This window comes from Caecibacteroides pullorum (assembly GCF_019239235.1).
Classification (GTDB): Bacteria; Bacteroidota; Bacteroidia; order Bacteroidales; family Bacteroidaceae; genus Bacteroides; species Bacteroides pullorum.
Window position 1 is genome coordinate 19160 of the sequence record NZ_JAAZTS010000023.1, and the last position, 26199, is coordinate 45358.

22 protein-coding genes are annotated in these 26199 nt (G+C 50.2%); 15 read left to right on the forward strand and 7 right to left on the reverse strand.

All coding sequences use genetic code 11. The features are described 5' to 3' along the window. Nucleotides 1–95: 95 nt before the first annotated feature. Both pflB and pflA read left to right on the forward strand, forming a co-directional pair. A complete protein-coding gene (pflB, locus tag HF894_RS12470; protein WP_204972812.1) occupies nt 96–2324 on the forward strand; it encodes a formate C-acetyltransferase in 2229 nt (742 codons plus the stop codon). 6 nt (nt 2325–2330) lie between these two features. Further along, on the forward strand, nt 2331–3059 hold the full coding sequence (gene pflA, locus HF894_RS12475) for a pyruvate formate-lyase-activating protein (protein ID WP_204972814.1): 729 nt from the start codon (nt 2331–2333) through the stop codon (nt 3057–3059). Nucleotides 3060–3086: 27 nt separating this feature from the next. Here the strand turns inward: pflA and HF894_RS12480 are convergent, their stop codons facing one another. Together HF894_RS12480 and HF894_RS12485 are read right to left on the reverse strand one after the other, a co-directional pair. Beyond that, nucleotides 3087–4355 (reverse strand): outer membrane beta-barrel protein, encoded by a 1269-nt coding sequence (locus HF894_RS12480; protein ID WP_204972816.1) that lies wholly within the window; start codon nt 4353–4355, stop codon nt 3087–3089. A 25-nt stretch (nt 4356–4380) separates the two neighbouring features. After that, entirely contained in the window at nt 4381–4932 is a 552-nt protein-coding gene (locus tag HF894_RS12485) for an RNA polymerase sigma factor (protein ID WP_021847298.1), read from the reverse strand. A 161-nt stretch (nt 4933–5093) separates the two neighbouring features. Between HF894_RS12485 and HF894_RS12490 the strand changes: the two genes are divergently transcribed. Next, nucleotides 5094–5849, forward strand: a complete 756-nt coding sequence (locus HF894_RS12490) for a NigD1/NigD2 family lipoprotein (protein WP_204969455.1) — start codon at nt 5094–5096, stop codon at nt 5847–5849. A 108-nt stretch (nt 5850–5957) separates the two neighbouring features. On the opposite strand, the gene HF894_RS12495 is transcribed toward HF894_RS12490, so the two are convergent. Genes HF894_RS12495 through HF894_RS12505 form a run of 3 tightly spaced genes read right to left on the reverse strand, consistent with a single transcriptional unit; the run spans nt 5958 to nt 8941 of the window. Then, nucleotides 5958–7085 carry a cytochrome d ubiquinol oxidase subunit II gene (locus HF894_RS12495; RefSeq protein WP_204972818.1) on the reverse strand — a complete coding sequence of 376 codons (1128 nt, stop codon included), beginning with the start codon at nt 7083–7085 and terminating at the stop codon, nt 5958–5960. A 4-nt stretch (nt 7086–7089) separates the two neighbouring features. Beyond that, a complete protein-coding gene (locus HF894_RS12500) occupies nt 7090–8667 on the reverse strand; it encodes a cytochrome ubiquinol oxidase subunit I (RefSeq protein ID WP_204972819.1) in 1578 nt (525 codons plus the stop codon). Nucleotides 8668–8725: 58 nt separating this feature from the next. Continuing rightward, nucleotides 8726–8941 (reverse strand): DUF4492 domain-containing protein, encoded by a 216-nt coding sequence (locus HF894_RS12505; RefSeq protein ID WP_021847302.1) that lies wholly within the window; start codon nt 8939–8941, stop codon nt 8726–8728. A gap of 268 nt (nt 8942–9209) precedes the next feature. Between HF894_RS12505 and HF894_RS12510 the strand changes: the two genes are divergently transcribed. The 7 genes from HF894_RS12510 (at nt 9210) to HF894_RS12540 (ending at nt 17058) form a co-directional block, all read left to right on the forward strand. Beyond that, nucleotides 9210–10610 carry a TolC family protein gene (locus HF894_RS12510; protein WP_075316736.1) on the forward strand — a complete coding sequence of 467 codons (1401 nt, stop codon included), beginning with the start codon at nt 9210–9212 and terminating at the stop codon, nt 10608–10610. 35 nt (nt 10611–10645) lie between these two features. Next, the gene (locus HF894_RS12515) at nt 10646–11872 is read left to right on the forward strand and encodes an efflux RND transporter periplasmic adaptor subunit (protein WP_204972821.1); all 1227 of its coding nucleotides are present in this window, start codon (nt 10646–10648) and stop codon (nt 11870–11872) included. A 12-nt stretch (nt 11873–11884) separates the two neighbouring features. Continuing rightward, entirely contained in the window at nt 11885–12631 is a 747-nt protein-coding gene (locus HF894_RS12520) for an ABC transporter ATP-binding protein (protein ID WP_075316734.1), read from the forward strand. Nucleotides 12632–12652: 21 nt separating this feature from the next. Further along, nucleotides 12653–13873 (forward strand): ABC transporter permease, encoded by a 1221-nt coding sequence (locus tag HF894_RS12525; protein WP_021847306.1) that lies wholly within the window; start codon nt 12653–12655, stop codon nt 13871–13873. A 143-nt stretch (nt 13874–14016) separates the two neighbouring features. Further along, nucleotides 14017–15105 carry a sensor histidine kinase gene (locus tag HF894_RS12530; RefSeq protein WP_394334107.1) on the forward strand — a complete coding sequence of 363 codons (1089 nt, stop codon included), beginning with the start codon at nt 14017–14019 and terminating at the stop codon, nt 15103–15105. A gap of 5 nt (nt 15106–15110) precedes the next feature. Beyond that, the gene (locus HF894_RS12535) at nt 15111–15812 is read left to right on the forward strand and encodes a LytR/AlgR family response regulator transcription factor (RefSeq protein WP_204972823.1); all 702 of its coding nucleotides are present in this window, start codon (nt 15111–15113) and stop codon (nt 15810–15812) included. Between the two features lie 379 nt (nt 15813–16191). Beyond that, on the forward strand, nt 16192–17058 hold the full coding sequence (locus HF894_RS12540; RefSeq protein ID WP_075316731.1) for an endonuclease/exonuclease/phosphatase family protein: 867 nt from the start codon (nt 16192–16194) through the stop codon (nt 17056–17058). Between the two features lie 1068 nt (nt 17059–18126). Here HF894_RS12540 and HF894_RS12545 read toward each other — a convergent pair. Next, complete coding sequence (locus HF894_RS12545) at nt 18127–18795, reverse strand: bifunctional 4-hydroxy-2-oxoglutarate aldolase/2-dehydro-3-deoxy-phosphogluconate aldolase (protein WP_021847312.1); 669 nt, start codon at nt 18793–18795, stop codon at nt 18127–18129. Between the two features lie 41 nt (nt 18796–18836). After that, nucleotides 18837–19862: a sugar kinase gene (locus HF894_RS12550; RefSeq protein WP_021847313.1), complete on the reverse strand. Its 1026-nt coding sequence runs from the start codon at nt 19860–19862 to the stop codon at nt 18837–18839. A gap of 282 nt (nt 19863–20144) precedes the next feature. Here HF894_RS12550 and HF894_RS12555 point away from each other — a divergent pair, with 282 nt between their 5' ends. The 5 genes from HF894_RS12555 (at nt 20145) to HF894_RS12575 (ending at nt 26029) form a co-directional block, all read left to right on the forward strand. Continuing rightward, the gene (locus HF894_RS12555) at nt 20145–21200 is read left to right on the forward strand and encodes a LacI family DNA-binding transcriptional regulator (RefSeq protein WP_075316728.1); all 1056 of its coding nucleotides are present in this window, start codon (nt 20145–20147) and stop codon (nt 21198–21200) included. 26 nt (nt 21201–21226) lie between these two features. Further along, a complete protein-coding gene (locus HF894_RS12560) occupies nt 21227–22717 on the forward strand; it encodes a UxaA family hydrolase (RefSeq protein WP_021847316.1) in 1491 nt (496 codons plus the stop codon). A gap of 79 nt (nt 22718–22796) precedes the next feature. Next, entirely contained in the window at nt 22797–24089 is a 1293-nt protein-coding gene (locus tag HF894_RS12565; RefSeq protein WP_204972826.1) for a Na+/H+ antiporter NhaC family protein, read from the forward strand. A 141-nt stretch (nt 24090–24230) separates the two neighbouring features. Beyond that, nucleotides 24231–24785: a 30S ribosomal protein S16 gene (locus HF894_RS12570; protein WP_021847318.1), complete on the forward strand. Its 555-nt coding sequence runs from the start codon at nt 24231–24233 to the stop codon at nt 24783–24785. A 146-nt stretch (nt 24786–24931) separates the two neighbouring features. Further along, nucleotides 24932–26029 carry a TlpA disulfide reductase family protein gene (locus HF894_RS12575; protein ID WP_204972828.1) on the forward strand — a complete coding sequence of 366 codons (1098 nt, stop codon included), beginning with the start codon at nt 24932–24934 and terminating at the stop codon, nt 26027–26029. Nucleotides 26030–26199: the final 170 nt, after the last annotated feature.

Genomic DNA, 26199 nt, shown 5'->3' on the forward strand with positions numbered 1-26199 from the left:
ACGCATAAAGATGCCATATATATGAAATATTTAATGTATTTTTGCACGCTCAAAAGAATTATTTCTTATAACCCATCAAAAACTGAATGAATTTTATGGAATTGAACAAGACTTTCATTGACGGGCTCTGGAGCAAAGAAATCAACGTGACTGACTTTGTCAGCAGAAACATCACCCCCTACACCGGAGACGCATCTTTTCTGCAAGGACCTACCGAACGTACCAAACGCATCTGGGAAATTTGCCTGAAAGCACTCGAGGAAGAGAGAAACAACAACGGTGTCCGCTCCTTGGACAATACCACAGTATCCACCATCACTTCACATCAAGCAGGCTACATTGACAAGGAAAATGAACTGATTGTCGGCTTACAGACTGACGAACTGCTGAAACGCGCCATCAAACCTTTCGGCGGCATCAACGTCGTAGCCAAAGCTTGCCGCGAAAACGGCTTGGAAGTAGATGACAAAGTGAAGGATATCTTCACACACTATCGCAAGACACATAATGACGGCGTGTTCGACGCCTATACTGACGAAATACGTTCTTTCCGCTCGCTGGGCTTCCTCACCGGACTGCCTGACAACTATGCACGCGGACGTATCATCGGTGATTATCGCCGACTGGCCCTCTATGGTATTGACCGCCTGATTGAAGCCAAGGAAGAAGACAAGCGCAACCTGACCGGCCCCATGACTGACGCACGCATCCGCTTGCGCGAAGAGGTAACCGAACAGATCAAGGCGCTGAAAGAAATCAAAGTAATGGGCGAATACTACGGACTTGACCTGAGCCGCCCTGCCACTTCGGCACAAGAGGCTGTACAGTGGGTGTATATGGCTTACCTGGCTGCCGTAAAAGAACAGGATGGAGCTGCCATGTCGCTGGGTAACGTATCGTCTTTCCTGGATATCTTCATTGAATATGACTTGGCTCACGAACATATCGACGAGACTTTCGCCCAGGAGCTTATCGACCAGTTTGTCATCAAACTGCGTATGGTTCGCCACCTGCGCATGCAGTCTTACAATGATATCTTTGCAGGCGACCCGACTTGGGTGACCGAAGCTATCGGAGGACGTTTCAACGACGGACGTACAAAGGTAACGAAGACTTCGTTCCGCTTCTTGCAGACACTTTATAATCTCGGTCCATCGCCCGAACCCAACCTCACCGTACTGTGGAGCCCCGACCTGCCCGAAGGCTTCAAGGATTTCTGTGCCAAAGTTTCGGTAGACACCAGCTCCATCCAATACGAGAATGACGACCTGATGCGCGAGGTTCGCGGTTGCGACGACTACGGCATTGCCTGCTGTGTATCCTATCAGGCTATCGGCAAGCAGATACAGTTCTTTGGAGCACGTGCCAACCTGGCCAAAGCCTTGCTGCTGGCTATCAACGGCGGACGTTGCGAAAACACGGGTACCGTCATGGTGAAAGGTATCCCCGTACTGACCAGCGACACACTGAACTTCGAAGAGGTAATGACCAACTATAAAAAGGTACTTACCGAAATAGCACGTGTCTACAACGAAGCGATGAACATCATTCACTACATGCACGATAAGTATTATTACGAGAAAGCACAAATGGCTTTCGTAGATACAGATCCGCGCATCAACCTGGCCTACGGTGTAGCCGGACTGTCTATCGCACTCGATTCTCTGTCGGCTATCAAGTATGCCAAAGTGACGGCACGTCGCAACGAAATCGGCCTGACTGAAGGTTTCGACATCGAAGGCGAATTCCCCTGCTTCGGCAACAACGACGACCGTGTGGACCACCTCGGCGTAGACTTGGTTTACTACTTCAGCGAAGAATTGAAGAAATTGCCTGTTTACAAAAACGCACGCCCTACCCTTTCGTTGCTGACCATTACATCCAACGTCATGTATGGCAAGAAGACAGGTGCTACTCCCGACGGACGCGCCAAAGGTGTAGCTTTCGCTCCGGGTGCCAACCCCATGCACGGACGTGACAAGAACGGAGCTATCGCCTCCCTGAGCTCTGTAGCCAAATTGCGCTACCGCGACTCGCAGGACGGAATCAGCAACACGTTCTCCATCGTACCCAAGTCGCTTGGACCAACGGCCGAAGAACGTGTGGAAAACTTGGTAACAATGATGGACGGCTACTTCACCAAGGGTGCCCACCACCTGAACGTGAACGTACTGAACCGCGAGATGCTGGAGGACGCCATGGAGCATCCCGAAAAATATCCGCAACTTACCATCCGTGTATCCGGTTACGCCGTGAACTTCATCAAGCTGAGCCGTGAACACCAGCTGGAAGTAATCAGCCGCTCATTCCACGAACGCATGTAACAAACTATGATTAGAGTTCATTCTTACGAAAGTATGGGAACATTCGACGGGCCGGGACTCCGGCTCGTCGTCTTTCTGCAAGGCTGCCCGTTCCGTTGCCTCTACTGTGCCAACCCCGACACCATCGACCCGAAGGGAGAAAGCAAAGAAACACGTCCTGAGGAAATACTCGAGATGGCCGTCAGCCAAAAACCGTTTTACGGGAAAAAAGGAGGAATTACCTTCAGTGGTGGAGAACCTACCGTACAGGCTGAAGCACTGATACCACTGTTCCAAGCGTTGAAGGCACAGGGTATCCACATCTGCCTGGACAGCAACGGAGGTGTCTGGAACAAGCATGTGGAGACGCTGCTCGGACTGACCGACCTCGTACTGCTCGACGTCAAGCAAATCAACCCCGAACGCCACCGACTGCTCACAGGACGAAGCAACGAACAAACACTGCGTACAGCCGCTTGGATGGAAGAACACAACCGTCCTTTCTGGCTGCGCTACGTTCTTGTTCCCGGCTATAGCGATGCGGAAGAAGATATCCGCCACCTGGGCGAAATACTCGGAACCTACAAAAACATACAACGGGTGGAAATACTACCTTACCATCGACTGGGAGTACACAAATACGAAGCCATGGGACTGGACTACCAGCTGAAAGAGATAAAAGAAAATACTCCCGAACAGCTGGCACGAGCCGAAGCACTGTTCAAGGAGTATTTCCCCATCGTGATAGTCAACTGACCCAACCAGTTATCTTCAAATTTCTACTCAATAAGTGAGTCTCAAACCTGCCTGTAGCGTAAAACTACAAGGACGTTCCTTGCGGATGGTCTGTACTTTAGAGCCGTCGTCAAAATAATAAGATATACCCGGTTCTACATACAGACCCCATCGCCGGGATAGATTATATTGGGCACCCAGTGCACCCAAAACCGAAAGCTGTACAGGATCCACTGTCTGTTTTTCGTCACCAAGCTTCCCATATACACATTTCTCTATAGCACCACCGGCAGAGAGATATACCGAGAACTTGCGCGTATCGACAAAATTCCAGTTGACACGCAACGGGATACCCAAATAGTGCAGCTTCTGCTCCACACTGTTGTTGCCTTTGCCAAAATACAGGTCGGAATACAAATAGGTATACATCAAGCCGGACTCCACAGACAGGCCATGCCCCAGATTCTTCCTGACTGAAAAACCTACACTGACAGGCTGACGATGCTTGGCATCGACCGGTTCATCGCTCCGTTTCAGCACGTAAGGCATACCGTCCTTGAACGTCAGCTCCTGCTCACCGGGAATGGCTATCACACCATTGGTGGTTGCACTCAGGTTGATGTTACTGCCCTGTACCAGACCGCCAGGTCCCGAATCATAAATAAGATCCTTATCACCACCATCGGAAGAACCACTGCGGTTTCCCACAGACAGGCCGAACGCCCATCCATCCTCTCTCTTTTGTGACCGACTGATGACACGCGGTTCGTCCAGACTGGTCTTCTTCGAAGTAGAACGGCGTACAGGCTCCTTTTTCTCTTCTTTGGTAACCGCTACTTCTTCTACCTCGGGAACATCTACGACAGGCACTGTCTCAATGACATCTTCACCTTCTTTGGTCTCTATATTTTCTGCCGCTTCCGACACAGGCACAACTGCTACATTTACCGGAACAACTGTTCTGGAAGTCTTTGTCCGCGAAGGAACTTCAGATGCCAAAGCCAACTGTTCGTTTTCGGGAACGGAACCTGGTATCTCGTCCGGCTGAGTAACAACGGGCACCTCGGCACGACGTACCTCCTGCCCTACAGGACTCTGAAGCAACCACAGGCTGACCGCAGCAACCGCTACCAATGCCGAAGCGGCAGCTGCTACCGAACATCGGCGCATCATCACCAGACGACTCCGATGGGGAACCGCAGCAGGAGCAGCCTTGTCCAACTCTCGTTGCAACCTCTCCCAACCACCGGGAGGTAGAGGTTCCGAACAGTCGTCCAACCGTTCCTTGATTTTCTTTAACCACAATTCGTCGCTCATATCTTTAATACTATAATATAATGTATTATCTATTCGCTTTCATCCACGCCCTCACCTGTTCTGCCAATGAAGCCTTGGCCCTGGCCAGTTGAGAAGCAGACGAACGTTCATTTATGCCCAATTGGGCAGCAATTTCCTTATGTGATTTGCCCTCCATAACATACAAGTTGAATACTGTACGATAACCAGCAGGCAGTCCACTGATAAATTGCATCAACACTTGTTGGGGAATGGTTTCACAGGCTTCAGGTTCTGGTTCGTCGTAAGCCTCAAGAGGAAGATCATCCAAAGCCGTACTTTGGTTGAGTACATCGTTCTGTCGCAGGTATTGCAGCGCTGTGTTCACCATCACCCGCTCCATCCAGGCCCGCAACGAACCTTCGCCACGCCAGGTAAACTTATCAAAGGAAGAGAACAGTTTCAAAAAGCCGTCGTGCAGCAGATCTTCGGCCACTTCACGATTGCCCGAATAACGCAGACACAAAGCCAACATGCGCCCTGCATAGCGTTCGTACAATTCCCGGCGGGCACGATTGTCACCCCGCCGACACTGTTCGGCCAATTCTTTTTCTTCCATTCTCTTTTTACACGTGTTTGTCTATAAAATGCGTTGGACGCAAAAATACTGCATCGTCCGGGAAGAAAAATACACTTTTGTTTCTTTAACAAATCAGAATGCAGTATTTTGTCTAAAACTGCGTTTATCAGACAAAAACCATTAAAAACTATACGAACATGATGAAACAAATCCGCACGACTTTCATTGCGTGCATACTTCTGCTATCGGTTATGCCGATATTCCAGTCATGTCTGGACGACGACGACAGCAATCCCCTGTTTACGGTGGGAACCATCAAGACACTGAGTGACAGTGAAGGTGATTTTTACGTCCTCTTGGATGAAGACAGTAAGCTCTTCCCCGGCGACATGAGCAATCTGCACAACTACAAAGCTGTAGACGGTCAGCGAGCTTTCGTTTTCTTTGACGAACTGCCCGAAGAAATGCCCGGCTATGAATACAATGCAAAAATTCGTTGGATAGAAGACATCCTGACTAAGGATATTTACTTCATGCCTGCTGAAAAAGAAGACAGCATCGGTGATGACAAAATCAACATTACACAGATGTGGCTCACACGCAAGGATTACCTGAACATTGAATGTCAGTTCATGCACAGCGAAAATCCCGACAAAAAGCACATGCTGAGCCTGGTAGTAAACGAAGCCTCAACAGGCGAAAATGATCAGGCTGGTTATGTAACATTGGAGTTCCGCCATAATGCCAATGAAGATTCACAACTCGTACCCGGCTCGGCCATTGTTTCTTACAAACTGGACAATATAGCAGACTTGCTGGAAGGTAAGGAAGGACTGAATATCCGCGTGAACACCATTTATGAGAACGAAAAGTTCTATCAAGTGAAGTTCAAGGATGCAGCAACCGATGCTACTACCCGAGCAGGGCATCACCCTTCATCGACACTGGTCAAATAAAGCAAACTCAAAAACTCTCTATATTATTCAGGCACGGATGCCAGAAAGCTCGCGAGCTGCAGCATCCGTGCCTTTTTTATTTAAGACAATAATAGAAAAACACTACTGTCATTCACCAACCGTATCCTGCCGCTCTATCTTGCGATTGTCGATGCTCCGCCAGGCATAGAAGATGTAGGCCAGCACAAAGGGGACGAGAATGGATACATAAGCCATAGTTCGCAAAGTAAATTCACTGGAACTGCTGTTCTGCAAGGTGAGCGAGCTTTGCAGGTCGACCGTCGAAGGATAATAAGCTGTATTGTTATAGCCGGCTACCAATAAAAGAGACAGTACTGTCAGTACCGTACCAATGCCTGCAAACCAGATGCCCTTGTCGAAGCCCTTCTTCCACAACGTACGCCCGATGCCCCAAAGCACACAGACCACACCAGCCAAGAACAGCACCAGCACCAGCGGCATCTCGAGGAAATTCGTCAAATACTTGTAGTGCTCCATGCACACAAGTCCTGTCTCAGGATCGACCGCATAGCCGTCGGCCAGCAGCGTGCGCACCAAGAAGCCCAAGAAGAACGCCAAAAACAAGCTCGCATTGGCCCACAACGAACGGCGGCAACGGCCCACCAACTCTTCGTCAGCAATGCTATTCACAAAGTACAAGGCACCCAGCACCCGTGCCAGAAAGAACACCGCCAGCCCCAGCACCACATTCCAGGGATCGCCCAGTGCGTCTAGCCCATGCCATCCGTTGGCCCAACGGCTGATGACGGGCATCATCGTCTCCGTCATGCTGCCCTTGTCCACATAGAAGGCCGAACCCGTGAAAAACGTGGCTACCGCTCCGCCCAGCAGGACAGGCCCCACCACGCCGTTCACTACCAGAAAGGCACGATACGTATTCTTGCCCAGCAGATTACCCGCCTTCAGCTGAAATTCGTAGCTGACGGCCTGCAACACGAAGCTGAAGAGGATAATCATCCACAACCAATAGGCCCCGCCGAAGCTGGTACTATAAAACAAGGGGAAGGAAGCGAAGAAGGCGCCTCCGAAGGTAACGAGCGTCGTGAACGTAAATTCCCACTTGCGCCCCGTCGAGAGCACCAGCATGCGCCGTTGTTCTTCCGTCTTGCCCAGGCAGAACAGGAGCGAATTGCCCCCCTGCACAAAAAGCAGAAACACCAGGATGGCTCCCAGCAAGGAGACCACAAACCACCAATATTGTTGAAGTAATGCCATAACGTCAATAATTTGAAGAATGAATATCTACGTTTGAATTCTCAGGTCCCTTGCGGATGGCTTTCAGCATGATGCCCACCTCGGCCACCAGCAGGACAGTAAAGAGGAACAGGAAGAGGAAGAAGGTTGTCTGTACCGAACCCACCTCCAGCTTCGAGATGGCCGCGCCTACGGGCAGCATATCCTGGATGGTCCACGGCTGGCGCCCGCACTCGGCCACCACCCAACCTGCCTGTCCGGCCAGATATCCCAGCGGTACACTGAGCATGGCCACCATCTGCAACCAGCGCAAGCGGCTCAGGTCTTTCCTGAAGACCACGAACAGCACTACGAGGAAGAACACGATGAAATATCCGCCCAACATCACCATCACGCGGAACATGTAGAAGGTGAGCGGCACGTTGGGCACCAGCTCGTGCACGTCTTTGATGTATCCGTAGCCAAAATATGGCATATTCTCCTTCAACTCGACGGAAGCAACCCCGGCCGCCGCATCGTCACCCTGGGCACGCGCCTCCCGATAGGCGGCAAAGGCCCCGATGGCCTTGCGTCCGCGTTCCATCTTCTCTGTGGCCGAAAGGGCTGTCGTGCCGTCTTTCAGCTCGTAGCCACCCTCCAGCAGGTCGTTGATACCTGGTACAAAGGCATCGGCCTTGCGCTCGGCCAGCAACGAGAGCATCTTGGGAATCTCCATGCGGAAGAGGAAAGGCTCCACGCCGTCGTCGGCCTTCTGCTTGGCAGGGTTCAGCACGCCGAAGGCCACCAGGCCGGCTCCCTCCTGCCCTTCGTAATAACCCTCCATGGCGGCCAGCTTCATCGGCTGGTGCTGGGCCACCTGATAGCCCGACCCGTCGCCCGTCCAGGCAGCCATCAGTGCCGCAAACAGGCCTACGGACGCACCCACCTTGATGCTGCTCAGGGCAAAGCGGCGCTCGCGCTTCTTCCACAGATACCAGCAGCTGACGCCCACCACAAACAAGGCTCCCAGCACCCAACCTGAAAGGACGGTGTGGAAGAACTTGTTGACGGCCATCGGCGAAGTGGCTACGGCCCAGAAGTCCACCATCTCGTTGCGAGCAGTATCAGGGTTGAACTCCATCCCCACAGGATATTGCATCCACGCATTGGCCACCAGTATCCACCAGGCCGAAATGGTGGCACCCAAACCCGTCAGCCACGTAGAAGCCAAGTGGAAGCCGCGACTCACTTTCTGCCAGCCGAAGAACATCACGGCAATGAACGTCGCCTCCATGAAGAAAGCCACAATACCCTCGATGGCCAGCGGTGCTCCGAAGATGTCGCCCACAAACCAGCTGTAGTTGCTCCAGTTGGTACCGAACTCAAACTCCAGAATAAGCCCTGTAGCCACGCCTATGGCGAAGTTGATGCCAAAAAGTTTCATCCAGAATCGGGCGGTCCGTTTCCAGAAAAGGTCGCCCGTCCGATAATAAAAGGTCTCCATAAGGCCCATGACCACGGCCAGCCCCAAGGTCAGCGGCACAAAAATCCAATGGTAGATGGCGGTCAGTGCAAATTGTGCCCTCGACCAGTCGATCAGCGAAGAATCAATGTGTTCAATCATAAATAATAAAGATTTTAATCAGAAAATAAATGGTTAGGTTGTAAATAAATGAATCTTTTTACGGCATCCTTTCAATCAATTCATGGCTCACATATCCATCCTTTTCTCCACCTTCAGTTGCCTGATTCAAGAAATCAGGGAAGAAAAACAATCGAAGAATGAAAAACAGGATAAAAAGCTTGATGAGGATAATCAGCCACAACGTCCGCCCCAGCTTCATACTGCGAAAGCCGTCGCGATAGAATTGCCAAACTGTCAGAATAAACTGTTTCATTGTTTAAGGTCAAACATAATAATACAAAGATAATCCAATCTTTGAAACCACCAACCACTTTCACCGGAAAAATCAATAGTCCACCACCTAAAAAAACTGTTCACCGACAGAAAAGCCGATTGGTCGGTGAAATCTGTCGACTGGCCGTTATCCATCCGCCCTATGTCCATCTTTTTTTCACATCTGCCAGTAGTCTACTACTTTTGTGTCAGGAAAAAGAAGAGAGATACAAAATCATAGAGTAGAAAAATCCAAATTCTCAAGCAATATGACAGATCTAAGAACATTCACCCTGACGGCTCTCTGCCTGGCAGGTATCACCTGCGTAGAAGCACAAACCGTCGAGACGGTGCCGACCGTGCAGACCGACAGCATAGCCGACACTTCCATTCCTCAGCAATGGAACTTACAGACGTGCATAGACTATGCCTTGCAGCACAACATTACCATCCGCCGCAACCGTATCAGCGCACAGAGCACACAGGAAGACGTAAAAACGGCCAAAGCCGACCTCTTCCCCTCGCTCAACGCCAGCGTCAGCCAGCGCGTCGTAAACCGCCCCAATACCACCAACGGTACCATCATCAGCGGCGACAACATCACCACCAGTCAGAGCAAGACATCCTATAACGGAAGCTATGGCATCGATGCCAACTGGACGCTCTACAACGGTGGCAAACGTCTGAATACCATCAAGCAACAGCAACTCAGTCAACGTATCGCTGATCTGGCTGTAGCTGAAAGCGAAAACTCCATCGAAGAGAGCATCATGCAGGTCTACGTACAGATACTCTACGCCGCCGAAGCGGTCAAAATAAACGAAGCAACCCTCGAAGTAAGCCAGGCCCAATACGAACGCGGCAAGCAACTCTTCGAAGCCGGAAGCATCGCCCAGAGCGACCTGGCCCAGCTGGACGCACAGGTGAGCAGCGACAACTATCAGCTGGTCACCTCGCAGGCCACCCTGCAGGACTACAAACTCCAGCTGAAACAGTTGCTAGAGCTGGACGGCAGCGAGGAAATGAACCTCGACATGACAATGCCCGACGACACACAGGTGCTTTCGCCCCTGCCCACCAAGGCCGATGTCTACCGTACCGCCCTGCTGATGCGTCCCGAGATTGAGTCAGGCAAACTTGACGTCGAATCTTCCGACCTCAATATCAAGATTGCCCGTGCAGGTTACATGCCTACCATCAGCCTCAGCGCAGGAATCGGAAGCACTAACGCCAACGGAAACGACTTCAGCTTTACCGAACAGATCAAGCAGAACTGGAACAATTCACTGGGACTCACCTTGAGTATTCCTATCTTTGACAAGCGCCAAACCAAGTCGGCGGTCAATAAAGCCAAACTCCAGAAACAGACCAGCGAACTGGACCTGCTCGACAAGCAGAAGACGCTCTACAAGACCATCGAGAACCTGTGGCTAGACGCCAATAGTGCCCAGCAACAATACGTGGCCGCCAGCAAGAAACTGGAGAGCACACAGACCAGCTACGACCTCGTCAGCGAACAGTTTAACCTCGGCATGAAGAATACCGTCGAACTGCTTACCGAGAAGAACAATCTCCTCAGCGCCCAGCAAGAAATGTTGCAGGCAAAGTACATGGCACTACTCAACGCCGGCCTGCTCCAGTTCTATCAAGGCGAGAAGTTTGAACTCTAACAAAATAGAAAACAATCAAAATTTAGATTTAGAATATGAACAAGAAGAAAATCATCAGCCTCACGGCAGGCGTCATCATCGTAGCCGGAGCAGCCATATGGCTGTTCGGAGGAAGCAGCCGGAAGCAGCAGGTCACCTATGAGATGGTCAAGGTAGGACCGGCGGACATCTCGAACTTCGTCACTGCTACCGGAACCATCGAACCCGTCACCGAAGTCGAAGTAGGTACACAGGTCAGTGGTATCATCGACAAAATTTATGTAGACTACAACACCATCGTCAAGGAAGGACAGCTCATCGCCCTGATGGATAAGGTAACATTGGAAAGCGAGCTGGCTTCCTCACAAGCTACCTACGACGGTGCCAAAGCCGAATACGAGTATCAGAAGAAAAACTATGAACGCAACAAAGGACTGAAAGCCAAGAACCTCATCAGCGACACCGATTACGAACAGTCCGAATATAACTACCTGAAGGCAAAAAGCACCTTCGACAGCAGCAAGGCAGCCTTGGCCAAGGCTGAACGAAACCTGTCGTATGCCACCATCACCTCGCCCATCGACGGTGTAGTCATCAGCAAGGATGTGGAAGAAGGACAGACCGTAGCTTCCGGCTTCGAAACTCCGACCCTCTTCACCATTGCTGCCGACTTGACACAGATGCAGGTAGTGGCCGACGTTGACGAAGCCGATATAGGCGGCGTAGAACTGGGCCAACGTGTGGAGTTTACCGTAGACGCCTACCCCAATGATACCTTCCAAGGCGAAGTTACTCAGATCCGCTTGGGCGAAGCCTCCTCATCGACCAGCACTACCAGTAGCACGACGGTAGTCACCTACGAAGTTGTCATTTCAGCTCCCAATCCTGATCTGAAACTGAAGCCTCGTCTGACAGCCAACATCACTATCTACACGCTGGACAAACGTGGTGTAAACAGCGTACCAGCAGCTGCCCTGCGCTTCACCCCCGCCCGTCCCATTGTAGGAGCTGATGCCGTCATCAACGACTGCGAAGGTGAACACAAGCTGTGGACCAAGGAAGGCAATGTCTTCACTGCCCACCCCGTCAGCACAGGTATCAGTAACGGAAGCTACACTGAAATAACAGGCGGCATCGAAGCCGGAACAGAAGTCATCTGCGAGGCCAACATCACCCGCGGCGCTCAACCCGAAGCCGAACTCGAAGCCGGCGAACGCAGCCCCTTCATGCCTGGCCCTCCGGGAAACGACAAGAAAAAGAGCAGCAGTAACGGCAAACAATAAAAAAAAACAGCCATGAACAAAGTTGTCATCGAACTTCAGAACATCAAACGCAATTTCCAGGTGGGCGATGAAACGGTACATGCTCTGCGTGGCGTTTCGTTCACCATCCGCGAAGGCGAGTTTGTTACCATCATGGGAACGTCGGGATCGGGCAAGTCCACCCTGCTCAACACCCTGGGCTGCCTCGACACGCCAACCAGTGGCGAATACCTGCTGGACGGCATTGCCGTACGCACCATGTCCAAGCCGCAGCGCGCCATCCTGCGCAACCGCAAGATAGGCTTCGTCTTCCAGAACTACAACCTTCTGCCGAAAACCACTGCCGTAGAAAACGTGGAATTGCCGCTGATGTACAACCCTTCAGTCTCGGCCGCCGAACGCCGCCGTAGGGCCATCGACGCCCTGGTGGCCGTCGGTCTGGGCGACCGCCTGGAGCACAAGTCCAACCAAATGTCCGGCGGACAGATGCAGCGTGTGGCCATTGCCCGTGCACTGGTCAACAATCCCGCCGTCATCCTGGCCGACGAAGCGACAGGTAACCTCGATACACGAACTTCGTTCGAAATCCTGGTCCTCTTCCAGAAGCTTCATGCCGAAGGACGTACCATCATCTTCGTCACCCACAATCCTGAAATAGCCCAGTACAGCAGCCGCAACATTACCCTGCGCGACGGACAAGTAAAGGATGACCGCGTAAACCCGAACATCCTGAATGCAGCCGAAGCACTGGCCGCCCTCCCCGTCCCCGAAGAGGACTGAATCTAAAAAGCAAGTAACATTATGAACGGAACAAATTTATTCAAAATAGCCTTGCGTGCTCTTTCCAACAACAAGTTGCGCGCCTTCCTCACCATGCTGGGCATCATCATCGGTGTGGCCTCCGTCATCACGATGCTGGCCATTGGCCAAGGCTCGAAGAAGAGCATCCAGGCACAAATCTCCGAGATGGGTTCGAACATGATCATGATCCATCCGGGAGGTGAACGCAGAGGAGGTGTCCGCATGGATCCCAGCGAAATGCAGACTTTGAAGCTGACAGACTATGAATCGTTACGCAACGAAACGACTTTTCTCTCGGCTATCAGTCCTAACGTATCGAGCAGCGGACAACTCATTGCCGGTAACAACAACTATCCCTCCTCGGTAAGTGGTGTAGGCACAGAGTATCTGGAGATACGTCAGCTGACGGTCGAAGAAGGCGAGATGTTCACCGAAGCCGATATCCAGGTATCCGCCAAGGTCTGTGTCATCGGAAAGACGATCGTAGACAACCTCTTCCCTGACGGTACCGACCCCATCGGACGTATCATCCGTTTCAATCAGGTCCCCCTGCGCGTGGTAGGTGTCCTCAAAAGCAAAGGCTACAACTCCATGGGCATGGACCAGGACGACGTCGTACTGGCTCCCTATACCACCGTGATGAAACGACTGCTGGCCCAGACTTATCTGGAAGGCATTTTCGCCTCGGCCCTCTCTGAAGACATGACCGACTATGCCACGGAAGAAGTCAACACCATCCTGCGACGCAACCACAAACTGCGCGAAACGGACGAAGACGACTTCACCATCCGCAGCCAACAGGAGCTGAGCTCCATGCTCAACACCACGACCGACCTGATGACCACCCTGCTGGCCTGCATCGCAGGCATCTCGCTCGTCGTAGGTGGTATCGGTATCATGAATATCATGTACGTCTCCGTCACAGAGCGTACCCGAGAAATCGGTCTGCGCATGTCCGTCGGCGCCCGTGGCATCGACATCTTGTCGCAGTTCCTCATCGAAGCCATCCTCATCAGTATCACAGGTGGTATCATCGGTGTACTCATCGGATGCGGCGCGTCGTTCATCGTCAAGAACGTAGCCCACTGGCCCATCTTCATCCAGCCCTGGAGTGTCATCCTTTCGTTCGCTGTCTGCACCGTCACCGGCGTGTTCTTCGGATGGTATCCTGCCAAGAAGGCTGCTTGTCTCGACCCGATCGAAGCTATCCGCTACGAATAAGACGCTTTACAGGCATGGATTGTACGGACTCTCACGAATAAAGCTCCTCCTTTATCACGTATATCCGTATCATCCATGCCTTCAAATAATTCTTCATTCTTCATGATTAATTCTTCATTTAATCTTATCTTTGTCCCACTATGATAAAACAAAACCTGTCACAACGCCCCTATCTCGTCGAAGCCTTAACCCACATCATTGGCTGGGGTATCGTCTTCGGCTTCCCGTTCCTCATGATGAGCCGGAGCGGGTTCAATATCACATGGACCAGTTATCTGCGCCATGGATGTATCGTTCCCCTTTCGTTTCTCATCATTTTTTACCTAAATTACTGTCTGCTCATCCCTCGGTATTTATTTAGGAATCATGTCAAAACCTATCTTACACTCAATGTCTTATGCATCTTGCTCATCGCAACCGGATCGCATTTTTGGCAGGAATTTATCATGGTACATCCTGATACCCTCCGTCCCATAAAACGGCCTGACGGACCCCCAAAATGGATTTTCTTCCTGCGTGATATTTTCTCGATGATACTCACTGTGGGACTCAGCGCAGCCATCCGCATGAGTCGGCGTTGGGCTGCCAATGAGAATGCACGTCGGGAAGCCGAGCAACAACGTACAGAAGCTGAACTGAAGAATCTGCGCAGTCAGCTCAACCCTCACTTCCTGCTCAACACGCTCAACAATATCTATGCTCTCATTGCCTTCGATGCTGACAAGGCACAACAGGCAGTACAGGAACTGAGCCGTCTGTTACGTCACGTGCTTTACGACAATCAGCAGAATCTCGTTCCCCTCAACAAGGAAATGGACTTTATCCGCAACTATATTGCCTTAATGCGTATCCGGCTGGCAGCCAATGTCACGGTAGAAACCCACTTCGACATCGGGCCTGAAAACCGTACGGAGATAGCCCCGCTTATCTTTATCTCCCTCATCGAAAACGCCTTCAAGCATGGCATCTCGCCCACCGAACCCAGTTATATCCGCATACGATTCAGCCAGACTGACAACTGCGTTTGCTGCGAAATTATCAACAGCTATCACCCCAAGTCGCAAACCGACAAGAGTGGAAGTGGCATCGGACTGGAACAAGTACGCCGCCGCCTCGAACTCTCCTACCCCGGCCGCTACACCTGGAAACAGGGAATTGACGAAACCGGAAAAGAATACCATTCGACACTTACCATTGAATGTTATCCCACTAACGAACTTCAAAACGAATAAAAGATATGAAATTGAAATGTGCCATTGTAGACGATGAACCCTTGGCTCTCGGCCTGCTAGAAAGCTATGTGGAAAAGACCCCTTTCCTCGAACTGACAGGGAAATATTCCAGTGCCGTACAAGCCATGAAAGAACTTCCTGAGAAACAAACCGACCTTCTCTTCCTTGACATCCAGATGCCCGAACTGAATGGACTCGAGTTTTCCAAAATGGTAGATTCGCGTACCCGTATCATCTTCACGACCGCCTTCGAACAGTATGCGCTGGATGGCTACAAGGTAAACGCACTGGACTATCTGCTCAAGCCTATCTCCTATACCGACTTTCTCCAGGCTGCCAACAAGGCCGTACGCTGGTTCGAACTCCTCAACCAACCCCACGACGAAATCACTTCCATCTTCGTCAAAAGCGACTATAAACTGGTACAGATCGAACTGGACAACATCCTTTACGTGGAGGGCCTCAAAGACTACGTCAAGATATACGAAGAAGGCAACCAACGCCCCATCCTGTCCCTCATGAGCATGAAGGCTATGGAAGAGCTGTTACCGGCCTCCCGTTTCATGTGCGTCCACCGTTCCTACATCGTACAAAAGAGCAAAATACGTATCATCGACCGAGGCCGCATCATCTTCGGTAAAACCAGTATTCCTGTCAGTGAAAGCTACAAGGCCGCTTTTCAGGAATACCTCGACCGCAGAAGTTGAAGTGCCCACACTATCAACTTTTTAGCTATCCATACTTGATATTCCGAAAATAAATCGTATATTTGCGGACAAATAGAACAATGGAGTTGTGAAACTCTTCAATAGAATAGTTTAGTTAAGTCTAGTTTAGTTTTTGTTAGGCACTTCCACGTCAGGAAGTGCCTATTTTTTATTATTAATAATCAAGCGATTACGCTGAAAACAGTCCTAGCTACCCGAGCAGACCGGTTACCAATCAACTTTGTTCCCCTATTCTGAAGCAAAATCGAACTTACCGATAAGATTTATCAATAGTATTGTGAGATTATATACAAAATATCGTATTTTTGTTTGGATATACAACAAACTATCAAAAACAGAACAAAAAACTAAAAACGCTATGATCAAAAAGATTGGATTATTATTACTGGGAGTAAGTTGTTTCCTGTCTGCATGCACAAACAAGAAGGAAACATTAAACCTTAAATGGGCAACCATGAACATCAGACTGGATAATCCAGCCGACAGTATGGACAACTGGAAATACAGAAAAGACACTGTGGCCCAATTTATCAAAGAACAGGGACTTGACATTGTAGGTATGCAGGAGGTACTTCATAACCAGCTGACAGACCTCAAAGAAAGACTTCCTGAATACACAGAGGTGGGAGTGGGACGCGAGGACGGAGCCACCAAAGGTGAATATACTCCGATATTCTTCAAAAAAGACAAATTTGAAGTACTCGACAGCAATACCTTCTGGTTGTCCCAATACCCGGACAGCGCAGGATTCATCGGATGGGACGGTGCATGTCCACGTATCGCCACATGGGTAAAACTTAAATACAAGAAAACGGGAAAAGTATTCATGGCGATAAACACACACTTCGACCATGTAGGAGGAGAAGCGAGAAACAAAGGTGCTCTGCTTATCATCGATCGAATCAAAGAACTGGCTGGAAATGAACCTGCAGTACTGACTGGAGATTTTAATGTCAACAACAAGTCGGACGCATACAATACCCTTACTAAAAATACATTTGTACTTAAAGACGCATTCCAAATAGCAGACAAGAAATCTGGTGTAGACTATACATACCATAGCTTTGGAAGAAGAGAAAAAAGCCAACGTGAAATGATCGATTTCATATTCGTTACTCCACAAATCAAAGTGAACAGCGTGCTTATTCCTGAAGAACCGACCAGAGGTACCGGAGTTACGTTCCTGTCGGATCACAATCCGCAGATTGCTGAAATTGAATTATAATCCGAAAAAAGCGGATTGAATACATCCTTTAAAATATACCCTCCTTATCAAACCTGTCTTGAACATTTGATAAGGAGGGTATTTCTTTTTTTGCTCCCTAAAATAGAGCAAAAAAAAACGGAGCTTTTCACAAAGTCCCGTTTTCAGTTTTCAATAGGTATTAGTTTTTTTTTAAGGTAAAAAGATTGTTTTCAGGATAACGGTGCAAATATAGGCCCTTTTCGTTTGACAAGCCAAATAAAAAAGTATGTCCTATAACATGTTTTCTTAATTTTTTTTGCCTTTATTAGGATTTGTAAATTACCGTCGGCAACCAGAGAAATAAATGGGCAACACTCCCCTTCAGAAAGGTTCCAAACGGGATTTATGCCCGGTTTTTCAGCTCTCAAATATAGTTTTCTTTTTCGGATTAGCCAAAATTCCAGGGAACTTATTCCTGTTTTATAATCTATATATGGCCATCCCTCCCAATTAAAGATGGGGATTCCAAAGTAGGCAATGGCGATGCTAAAGTGGATAGTTACGACGCTAAAGTGGGTAGTTACGGAGCTAAAGTAGGTAGTTATAGCCTACAGAAACAGACATAAAAAAAACGAGTCAGTTCTCACGAACTACTCGCCTCGGCGTAAGAAAAGCCCTAAGGCTTTTCTTTTGTTTTACATCATCTTGTTATCCAAAAATCAATCTTAAAAATTTTACATCAAAAAAAAATCTAATACGCTATGAAAACTCTAACTAAATAGCCTATGAAAAAAATTCTCTTTAGTACTTAACTAATTTACCTATGAAAACTGCGGTTTCACAACCACGATGCAAAGGTATGAATTCTTCTGTAATCAGCAATACGGCAGGCTCAAAAACCGCCAATCTATAACATCTTTTTCAAGTTCAACAGGATTGTTTACAATATTCATCAAAAAACAAACCACCGAAGCGCTCGAGAGAGTGCTCCGATGGTTGTCCCCTTAAACACCTTTAAACAAAATGAATATCGCATTTTCCCTTTCGGCTTTGCAACAGATTTCCGAAACCCACTGCTAACCTACACGGGACTGATACGTCAAAAAATTACTTTCTTGCTTCGGCAATGTAGCCCAAAGCTTCCTTGCACTTCTCAGTGACATAGGCCCAGTCCTCAGCAGCTACCTTGTCCTTCGGGAAGAGCTTGGATCCCATACCTACGCAGAATACGCCGGCCTTGATCCAAGAAGTCAGGTTTTCCTGAGTAGGCTCTACACCACCAGTCACCATCAGTTTGGACCAGGGCATCGGAGCCAGCAGACCTTTCACGAGTTTCGGACCAAGTACATCGCCCGGGAATACTTTGCAGAGGTCGCAGCCTACTTCCTGTGCGAAACCTACTTCAGATACGCTACCGCAACCCGGAGTATAAGCTACCAGACGACGGTTACAGATCTTTGCTATTTCGGGGTTGAACAGCGGACCTACGATGAAATTGGCCCCCAGCTGAAGGTAAAGAGCTGCCGTAGCAGGATCTACGATGGAGCCTACACCCATAGCCATTTCAGGACATTCCTTGGCTGCGAACTTCACAACCTCGGCGAATACTTCGTGAGCGAAGTCGCCACGGTTTGTAAACTCGAAAGCGCGGACACCGCCGTCATAACATGCCTTTACCACTTTCTTTGCTACTTCTGCATCCTTGTGATAGAACACAGGTACCATGCCGGTCGAACCAATCTTGTTCAATACGGCTATCTTATCGAATTTTGCCATGATCTTCTTGATTTAATTTACGATAAATGATTGATGAATGTTTATCTCTGTACACGTCCGCTGGCATCGCCACCTGCCAAAGCTTCTACTTCTTCTGCAGAAACAAGGTTGAAGTCGCCGTTGATAGTGTGCTTCAAAGCAGAAGCAGCTACAGCAAATTCGAGGGCAGCACCCTGATTGGGCTTCGTCAGCAAGCCGTGGATGATACCACCGGAGAAGGAGTCGCCACCACCAACACGGTCGACGATCGGGTTGATGTCATAGCGCTTAGACTCATAGAATTCCTCACCGTTGTAAATCATAGCTTTCCAGCCGTTGTGTGTAGCCGAGAAGGATTCGCGCAGCGTAGAGATAACATACTTGAAACCGAATTCCTGGGCCATGGCCTTGAAGATGCCCTTGTAGCCTTCAGCGTCGGTTTTTCCACCCTCAACGTCAGCATCGGGTTTGAAGCCCAGACAGAGTTCGGCGTCTTCTTCGTTACCGATACATACGTCTACATACTTCATCAGCGGCTTCATGATAGACTGAGCTTTTTCCTTTGTCCAAAGTTTCTTGCGGAAGTTCAGGTCGACAGAAACAGTCACACCGTGACGCTTGGCAGCTTCGCAAGCCAGACGAGTCAACTCGGCAGCCTTGTCGGAAATGGCCGGCGTGATGCCCGACCAGTGGAACCAGTCAGCACCTTCCATGATAGCATCGAAATCGAAATCGGAAGGATCAGCTTCGGCTATAGCAGAATGGGCACGGTCGTAAATCACCTTGCTGGGGCGCATGGATGCACCAGTCTCCAGATAGTAGATACCTACACGGTCGCCGCCACGGGCAATGAAGTCTGTCTTCACACCATACTTGCGCAGTGCGTTGACAGCCGACTGACCGATTTCATGCTTCGGCAATTTAGTTACGAAATAGGCATCGTGTCCATAGTTGGCGCAACTTACAGCCACGTTGGCTTCGCCACCACCGTATACAACATCAAAAGAGTCAGACTGTACAAAACGAGTATTGCCCGGAGTAGACAATCTCAACATGATCTCACCAAGGGTTACGACTTTCTTTCCCATAATCTTTCTATCTTTTAATAAGTAATGAATAATAGTTTTCTTTCAATTTATAACTTTCGCGTTACAAATACATATAATTGCTTGAAAATATGCGAGTAAGGTCTAAAACCGACCATATCTCACATCTTTCGTGTGCGGGCACAAAGATACAACAATTTTTGGAATACAAAAAATTATTATATATTTGTGTCGAAAATATTAAGATTATTATTGTGTACGTACACAAAGACGACAAACAAGGTCCGTCAGACAGGTATATCACGGTAAAAGGTAACTGAACAGATGAGCAGAATCAGAATCAAAGACATAGCACAGATGGCCGACGTTTCGGTGGGCACGGTAGACCGCGTCCTGCATGGCCGCAGCGGTGTATCCGAGTCCAGCCGCAAACGCGTGGAGGAAATACTGAAACAACTGGACTATCAGCCCAACATGTATGCCAGCGCACTGGCCACCAACAAAAACTACACTTACGCCTGCCTGCTGCCCCAACACGAAGCCAGTGAATACTGGACAGCTGTGGAGGCCGGCATCCGGGAAGCAACCGCCACTTACTCGGACTTCAACATCCAGGCACACCTGTCCCACTACGATCCGTACGACTACCACTCCTTCGAGCAGGCGTCCCAACAAATCGTAGACATGCAGCCCGACGGGGTACTCTTTGCCCCCACTGTTCCCCAGTACACCCAACCGTTTACTGACGCACTGAACCACCTGAATATACCTTATATATATATAGACTCAAACATCAAGGAGCAGCCGGCCCTTTCTTTCTTCGGGCAGAACTCACACCAAAGCGGACACTTTGCCGCCCGCATGCTGATGCTTCTGGCCGGAAAAGACGCACAGGAAATTGCCATCTTCCGCAAGATAAACGAAGGCATCGTAGGCTCCAACCAGCAGGAAAGACGCGAAATAGGTTTCCGGGAATACATGAAGCAGAACCACCCGGCCTGCCACATCTGGGAACTCAACCTTCACGCCAAACGCGACAGTGAAGACACGCAGATGCTGGACGACTTCTTTGCCGCACATCCTACGCTGAAAAACGGCATCACTTTCAACTCGAAGGCCTACATCATCGGCGAATACCTGCAGAAAAAGCAGCTGACAGATTTCAATCTTGTAGGCTACGACCTGCTGCAACGCAACGTCGAATGCCTGAAGCAGGGAAGCATCTTCTTCCTGATAGCCCAGCAACCCACTTTGCAAGGCTTCAACGGCATCAAGTACCTCTGTGACCACCTGATTCTGAAGAAAGAAGTACCACACGTCAACTTCATGCCTATCGACCTGCTGACCAAGGAAAACATTGACTTCTACTACAACCGATAACGAACTAACTAATTTAAAAAGGCATTATGAATACAAAGTACCTGAAAATCAATCCGGCCGACAACGTTGCGGTAGCCATCCTGCCTCTGAAGGCCGGCGAAACCATCACGGTGGACGGACAGGACATCACACTGAACGAAGACATACCCGCCGGACATAAATTTGCATTGAAAGATCTGGCTGAAGGCGAAAACGTCATCAAATACGGATACCCCATCGGACATGCACGCGAAGCCCGGAAGCAGGGTGACTGGATGAACGAAAACAATATCAAGACCAACCTGGCCGGCCTGCTGGACTACACCTACAACCCTGTAGACGCCAGCCTGGACATTGCAGACCGGAAACTGACTTTCAAAGGCTATCGCCGCAAAAACGGTGATGTAGGTGTCCGCAACGAGATATGGATCATCCCCACTGTGGGCTGCGTAAACGGCATTGCCAACCAGCTGGCTGAAAACCTGCGCAAAGAGACTGGCTGTAGCGGCGTGGATGCCATCATGGCCTACCCGCATAACTATGGTTGCTCCCAGCTGGGCGACGACCACGAGAATACCAAGAAAATCCTGCGCGACATGGTACTTCACCCCAATGCGGGTGCCGTACTCGTAGTCAGCCTGGGATGCGAAAACAACCAGCCCGACGTATTCCGCGAGTTCCTGGGCGACTACGACCACGACCGCGTGAAGTTCATGGTTACCCAGAAAGTGGACGACGAATTCGAGGAAGGCATGAAGCTGCTGCGCGAACTCTACGCCAAGGCTTCGCAGGATGTACGCGAAGACGTGCCCCTGAGCGAACTGCGTGTCGGCCTGAAGTGCGGTGGTTCCGACGGCTTCTCGGGTATCACGGCCAATCCGTTGCTCGGCATGTTCTCCGACTTCCTCGTGGCACAGGGCGGTACAACCGTTCTGACCGAAGTACCCGAAATGTTCGGTGCGGAAACCATCCTGATGAACCGTTGCCGCAACCGCGAACTGTTCGACCAGACCGTGAAGCTCATCAACGACTTCAAGGAATATTTCCTGAGCCACGGCGAACCCGTCGGCGAAAACCCCTCGCCGGGCAACAAGGCAGGCGGTATCTCCACCCTGGAAGACAAAGCCCTGGGCTGTACGCAGAAGTGCGGCAAGAGCTATGTCGAAGGCGTATTGTCTTACGGTGAACGCCTGAAAGTGAAGGGCCTCAACCTACTCTCTGCCCCAGGCAACGACCTCGTAGCCGCTACAGCTCTGGCTTCGTGTGGTTGCCACATGGTACTCTTCACCACCGGACGCGGAACCCCCTTCGGTACCTATGTGCCCACCATGAAGATCTCGACCAACTCCAACCTGGCCAATCACAAGCCGGGCTGGATCGACTTCAATGCTGGTGTCATTCTGGAAGACGAACCGATGGAACAGACTTGCGAACGCTTCATCGACTACATCATCCGTGTGGCCAGTGGCGAACCGGTAAACAACGAGAAGAAAGGCTACAAAGAAATAGCCATCTTCAAGAATGGCGTAACGCTTTAAAGGATCATAGACTGTGGATAATGGATAATGAAACGTCGTTATCCATTATCCTTTTTTATCAATAACCCTTTCCTTACTTATGCAAGAAACCACCCAACCCAGGCAGGGAAGTTGGTGGGCACTCAGCCCGCTTGGCGTATTCCTCTGCCTCTACCTCGTGACGTCGTTGCTGATGAACGACTTCTACAAGATGCCCATCACCGTGGCCTTCCTGTTCTCGTCGTGCTATGCCGTAGCCATCACCCGCAGCCTGAAGCTGGAGGAGCGCATCTACCAGTTCTCTCTCGGAGCCAGCAACAAGAACATCCTGATGATGATCTGGATCTTCGTACTGGCCGGTGCCTTCGCCCAAAGCGCCAAGCAGATGGGGGCCATCGATGCTACCGTCAACCTGACCCTCCACATCCTGCCGGACAACTTGTTGCTGGCAGGCATCTTCCTGGCCGCCTGCTTCATCTCTCTTTCCATCGGCACCAGCGTGGGCACCATCGTGGCCCTGACGCCTGTAGCTGTCGGCTTGGCGGAAAAGACCGGCGTCGACCTGGCCTACATGACGGCTATCGTAGTGGGTGGTTCGTTCTTTGGGGACAACCTTTCGTTCATCTCCGACACCACCATCGCCTCGACACGAACACAGGACTGCGTGATGACGGACAAGTTCCGCGTCAATTGCCTCATCGTCGTACCGGCGGCCCTGATTGTACTGGGCGTCTACATCTTCCAGGGACTGAACGTCAGCGCACCACCCCAGACTGAGAGCATCCAGTGGCTCAAGGTCCTCCCCTACCTGGTCGTATTGGGCACTGCCGTAGCGGGCGTCAACGTCATGCTGGTCCTGATGCTGGGCATCGTGTCTACCGGCTTCATTGGCTTCTTGACGGGTATGTCGTTCTTCGACTGGTTCGGAGCCATGGGCTCGGGCATCACCGGCATGGGCGAACTCATCATCATCACACTGCTGGCAGGTGGCATGCTCGAACTGATACGCTACAACGGCGGCATCGACTTCATCATCTCCCGCCTCACCCGCCACGTCAAGGGCAAGCGGGGTGCCGAACTGAGCATCGCCGCCCTGGTAAGCATTGCCAACCTCTGCACTGCCAACAACACCATCGCCATCATCACCACCGGTCCCATCGCCCGCGACATAGCCTTACGGTTCCACCTGGATCGCCGCAAGACGGCCAGCATCCTCGACACCTTCTCGTGTCTGACGCAAGGACTCATTCCCTACGGAGCCCAGATGCTCATCGCGGCAGGCCTGGCGTCCATCTCGCCCCTGAGCATCATCGGCAACCTCTACTACCCCTTCTGCATGGGACTTTTTGCCTTGCTGTCCATCTTGTTGAGGTATCCGAAGAAATATTCCTGATGACCGGTCGCAATGTCTGCAGTCCACGCATTCCACACATTTTCTGTGCATTTGCTTGGCGGTCAAAAAGAAAATGCTTACCTTTGCGCCCGCTATTACGAGTTAGTAGCATAATTCAAATCATTAAACTAATAAACATTTATGGCAACAAAAATCAGATTGCAAAGACATGGACGTAAGAGCTACGCTTTCTACTCCATCGTAATTGCTGACGTAAGAGCACCACGTGATGGTAGATTTATTGAAAAAATCGGTACTTACAACCCGAACACGAATCCTGCCACAGTAGATTTGAACTTTGAACGCGCACTGAAGTGGGTGATGAATGGCGCACAACCCACCGACACTGTCCGTAACATCCTTTCTCGTGAAGGTGTCTACATGAAGAAACACCTGCTGGGCGGTGTAGCTAAAGGCGCATTCGGTGAAGCGGAAGCAGAAGCCAAGTTCGAAGCCTGGAAGAACAACAAGCAGAGCGGACTGGCCGCACTGAAGGCTAAGCAGGACGAAGCCAAGAAGGCTGAAGCCAAAGCACGCCTCGATGCTGAGAAGAAGGTAAACGAAGCTAAAGCTAAAATCGTAGCCGAGAAGAAGGCTGCTGAAGCTGCTGCCAAAGCTGCTGAAGAAGCCGCTAAGGCTGCTGAAGAAGCACCCGAAGCTCCTGCTGCTGAAGCTGAAACTCCCGCAGCCGAATAAAAAAACATTAATATACTTATTTCAAACAAACAAGAAAGAGGACGCGTCTTCCGGACACGTCCTCTTTTCTTTTGCAGACTTCCCGATAAAATCTGAAATCTTTTACGTACCTTTGCCCAAATTACAATTAAATCCATAACAAAACAATGAAAAAGTTTACTTACCTACTCGCCGCAGCCGCCGTAATGGCAGCCTGTAACGGCAACAAGGGTTACACCGTAACCGGTACTGTAGAAGGAGCCGCCGACGGCGACACCGTATACCTGAAAATGGCAGAAGGCCGCCAGCTCGTCAGCCTCGACTCTGCTGTCATCGCCAATGGAACATTCACTTTCAAAGGTGTACAAGACACCGTTGCCAACCGCTATATCACGTATGCCGCACAGGACAAGGAACCACTGATGATCGACTTCTTCCTCGAAAACGGACAAATCAACATCAACCTGACGCGCGACAACGATTCGGCCACCGGTACTCCGAACAACGACATCTACCAGACTATCCGCACCCAGCTCAACAGCCTGAACGGACAAATCATGGCTATCTACGAATCAATGGCCAACGACACAACCCTCACCGAAGAGCAACGTAACGCCAAAGGCAGCGAGATCGAAGCCTTGCAGGATAAGTCTGTCAGCATCCTGAAAGACGCCATCAGCCAGAACATCACCAATGCCGTAGGTGTCCACCTGCTGAAACAGAATTTCTACTACATGGAGCTTGAAGAACTGGATCCGCTGATGCCTCAAATCCCCGCTGCGTATGACAACGACGAGGCTATCGTCAAGATCAAGGCCAACGTAGAAAAGATGAAAGCTACCGCCGTAGGCCAGAAGTTCACCGACTTCGAGATGCAGACCCCCGAAGGCAAGACCGTGAAGCTGTCCGACTATGTAGGCAAAGGCAAAGTGGTACTCGTTGATTTCTGGGCAAGCTGGTGCGGCCCCTGCCGTCGCGAGATGCCCAACCTGGTAGAAGCCTACAAGCTCTACAAGGACAAAAACTTTGAAATCGTAGGTGTATCACTCGACCAGAGCGGTGAAGCCTGGCAAGCTGCCATCAAACAGCTGAACATCACCTGGCCTCAGATGTCCGACCTGAAATACTGGAACTGCGAGGGTGCCAAACTGTATGCCGTAAGCAGCATTCCTCACACTGTCCTGATCGACGGCGAAGGTACCATCATCGCCCGCGGCCTCCATGGCGAAGGCTTACAGGAAAAGCTGGCCGAAGTTCTGAAATAATCATTTTCGACATAGAAAGCCTAGAAAGCTCCCGTCACCTGCGGGAGCTTTTTTATTGCATATATGCAAACACAAATAGAAACCACATAAAATACAAAGTTTTCCAAAACAAGATAAACATGTATTGCAAATCAGATGATTAACAATTTTTGTATCACAAAAAGTTTCCC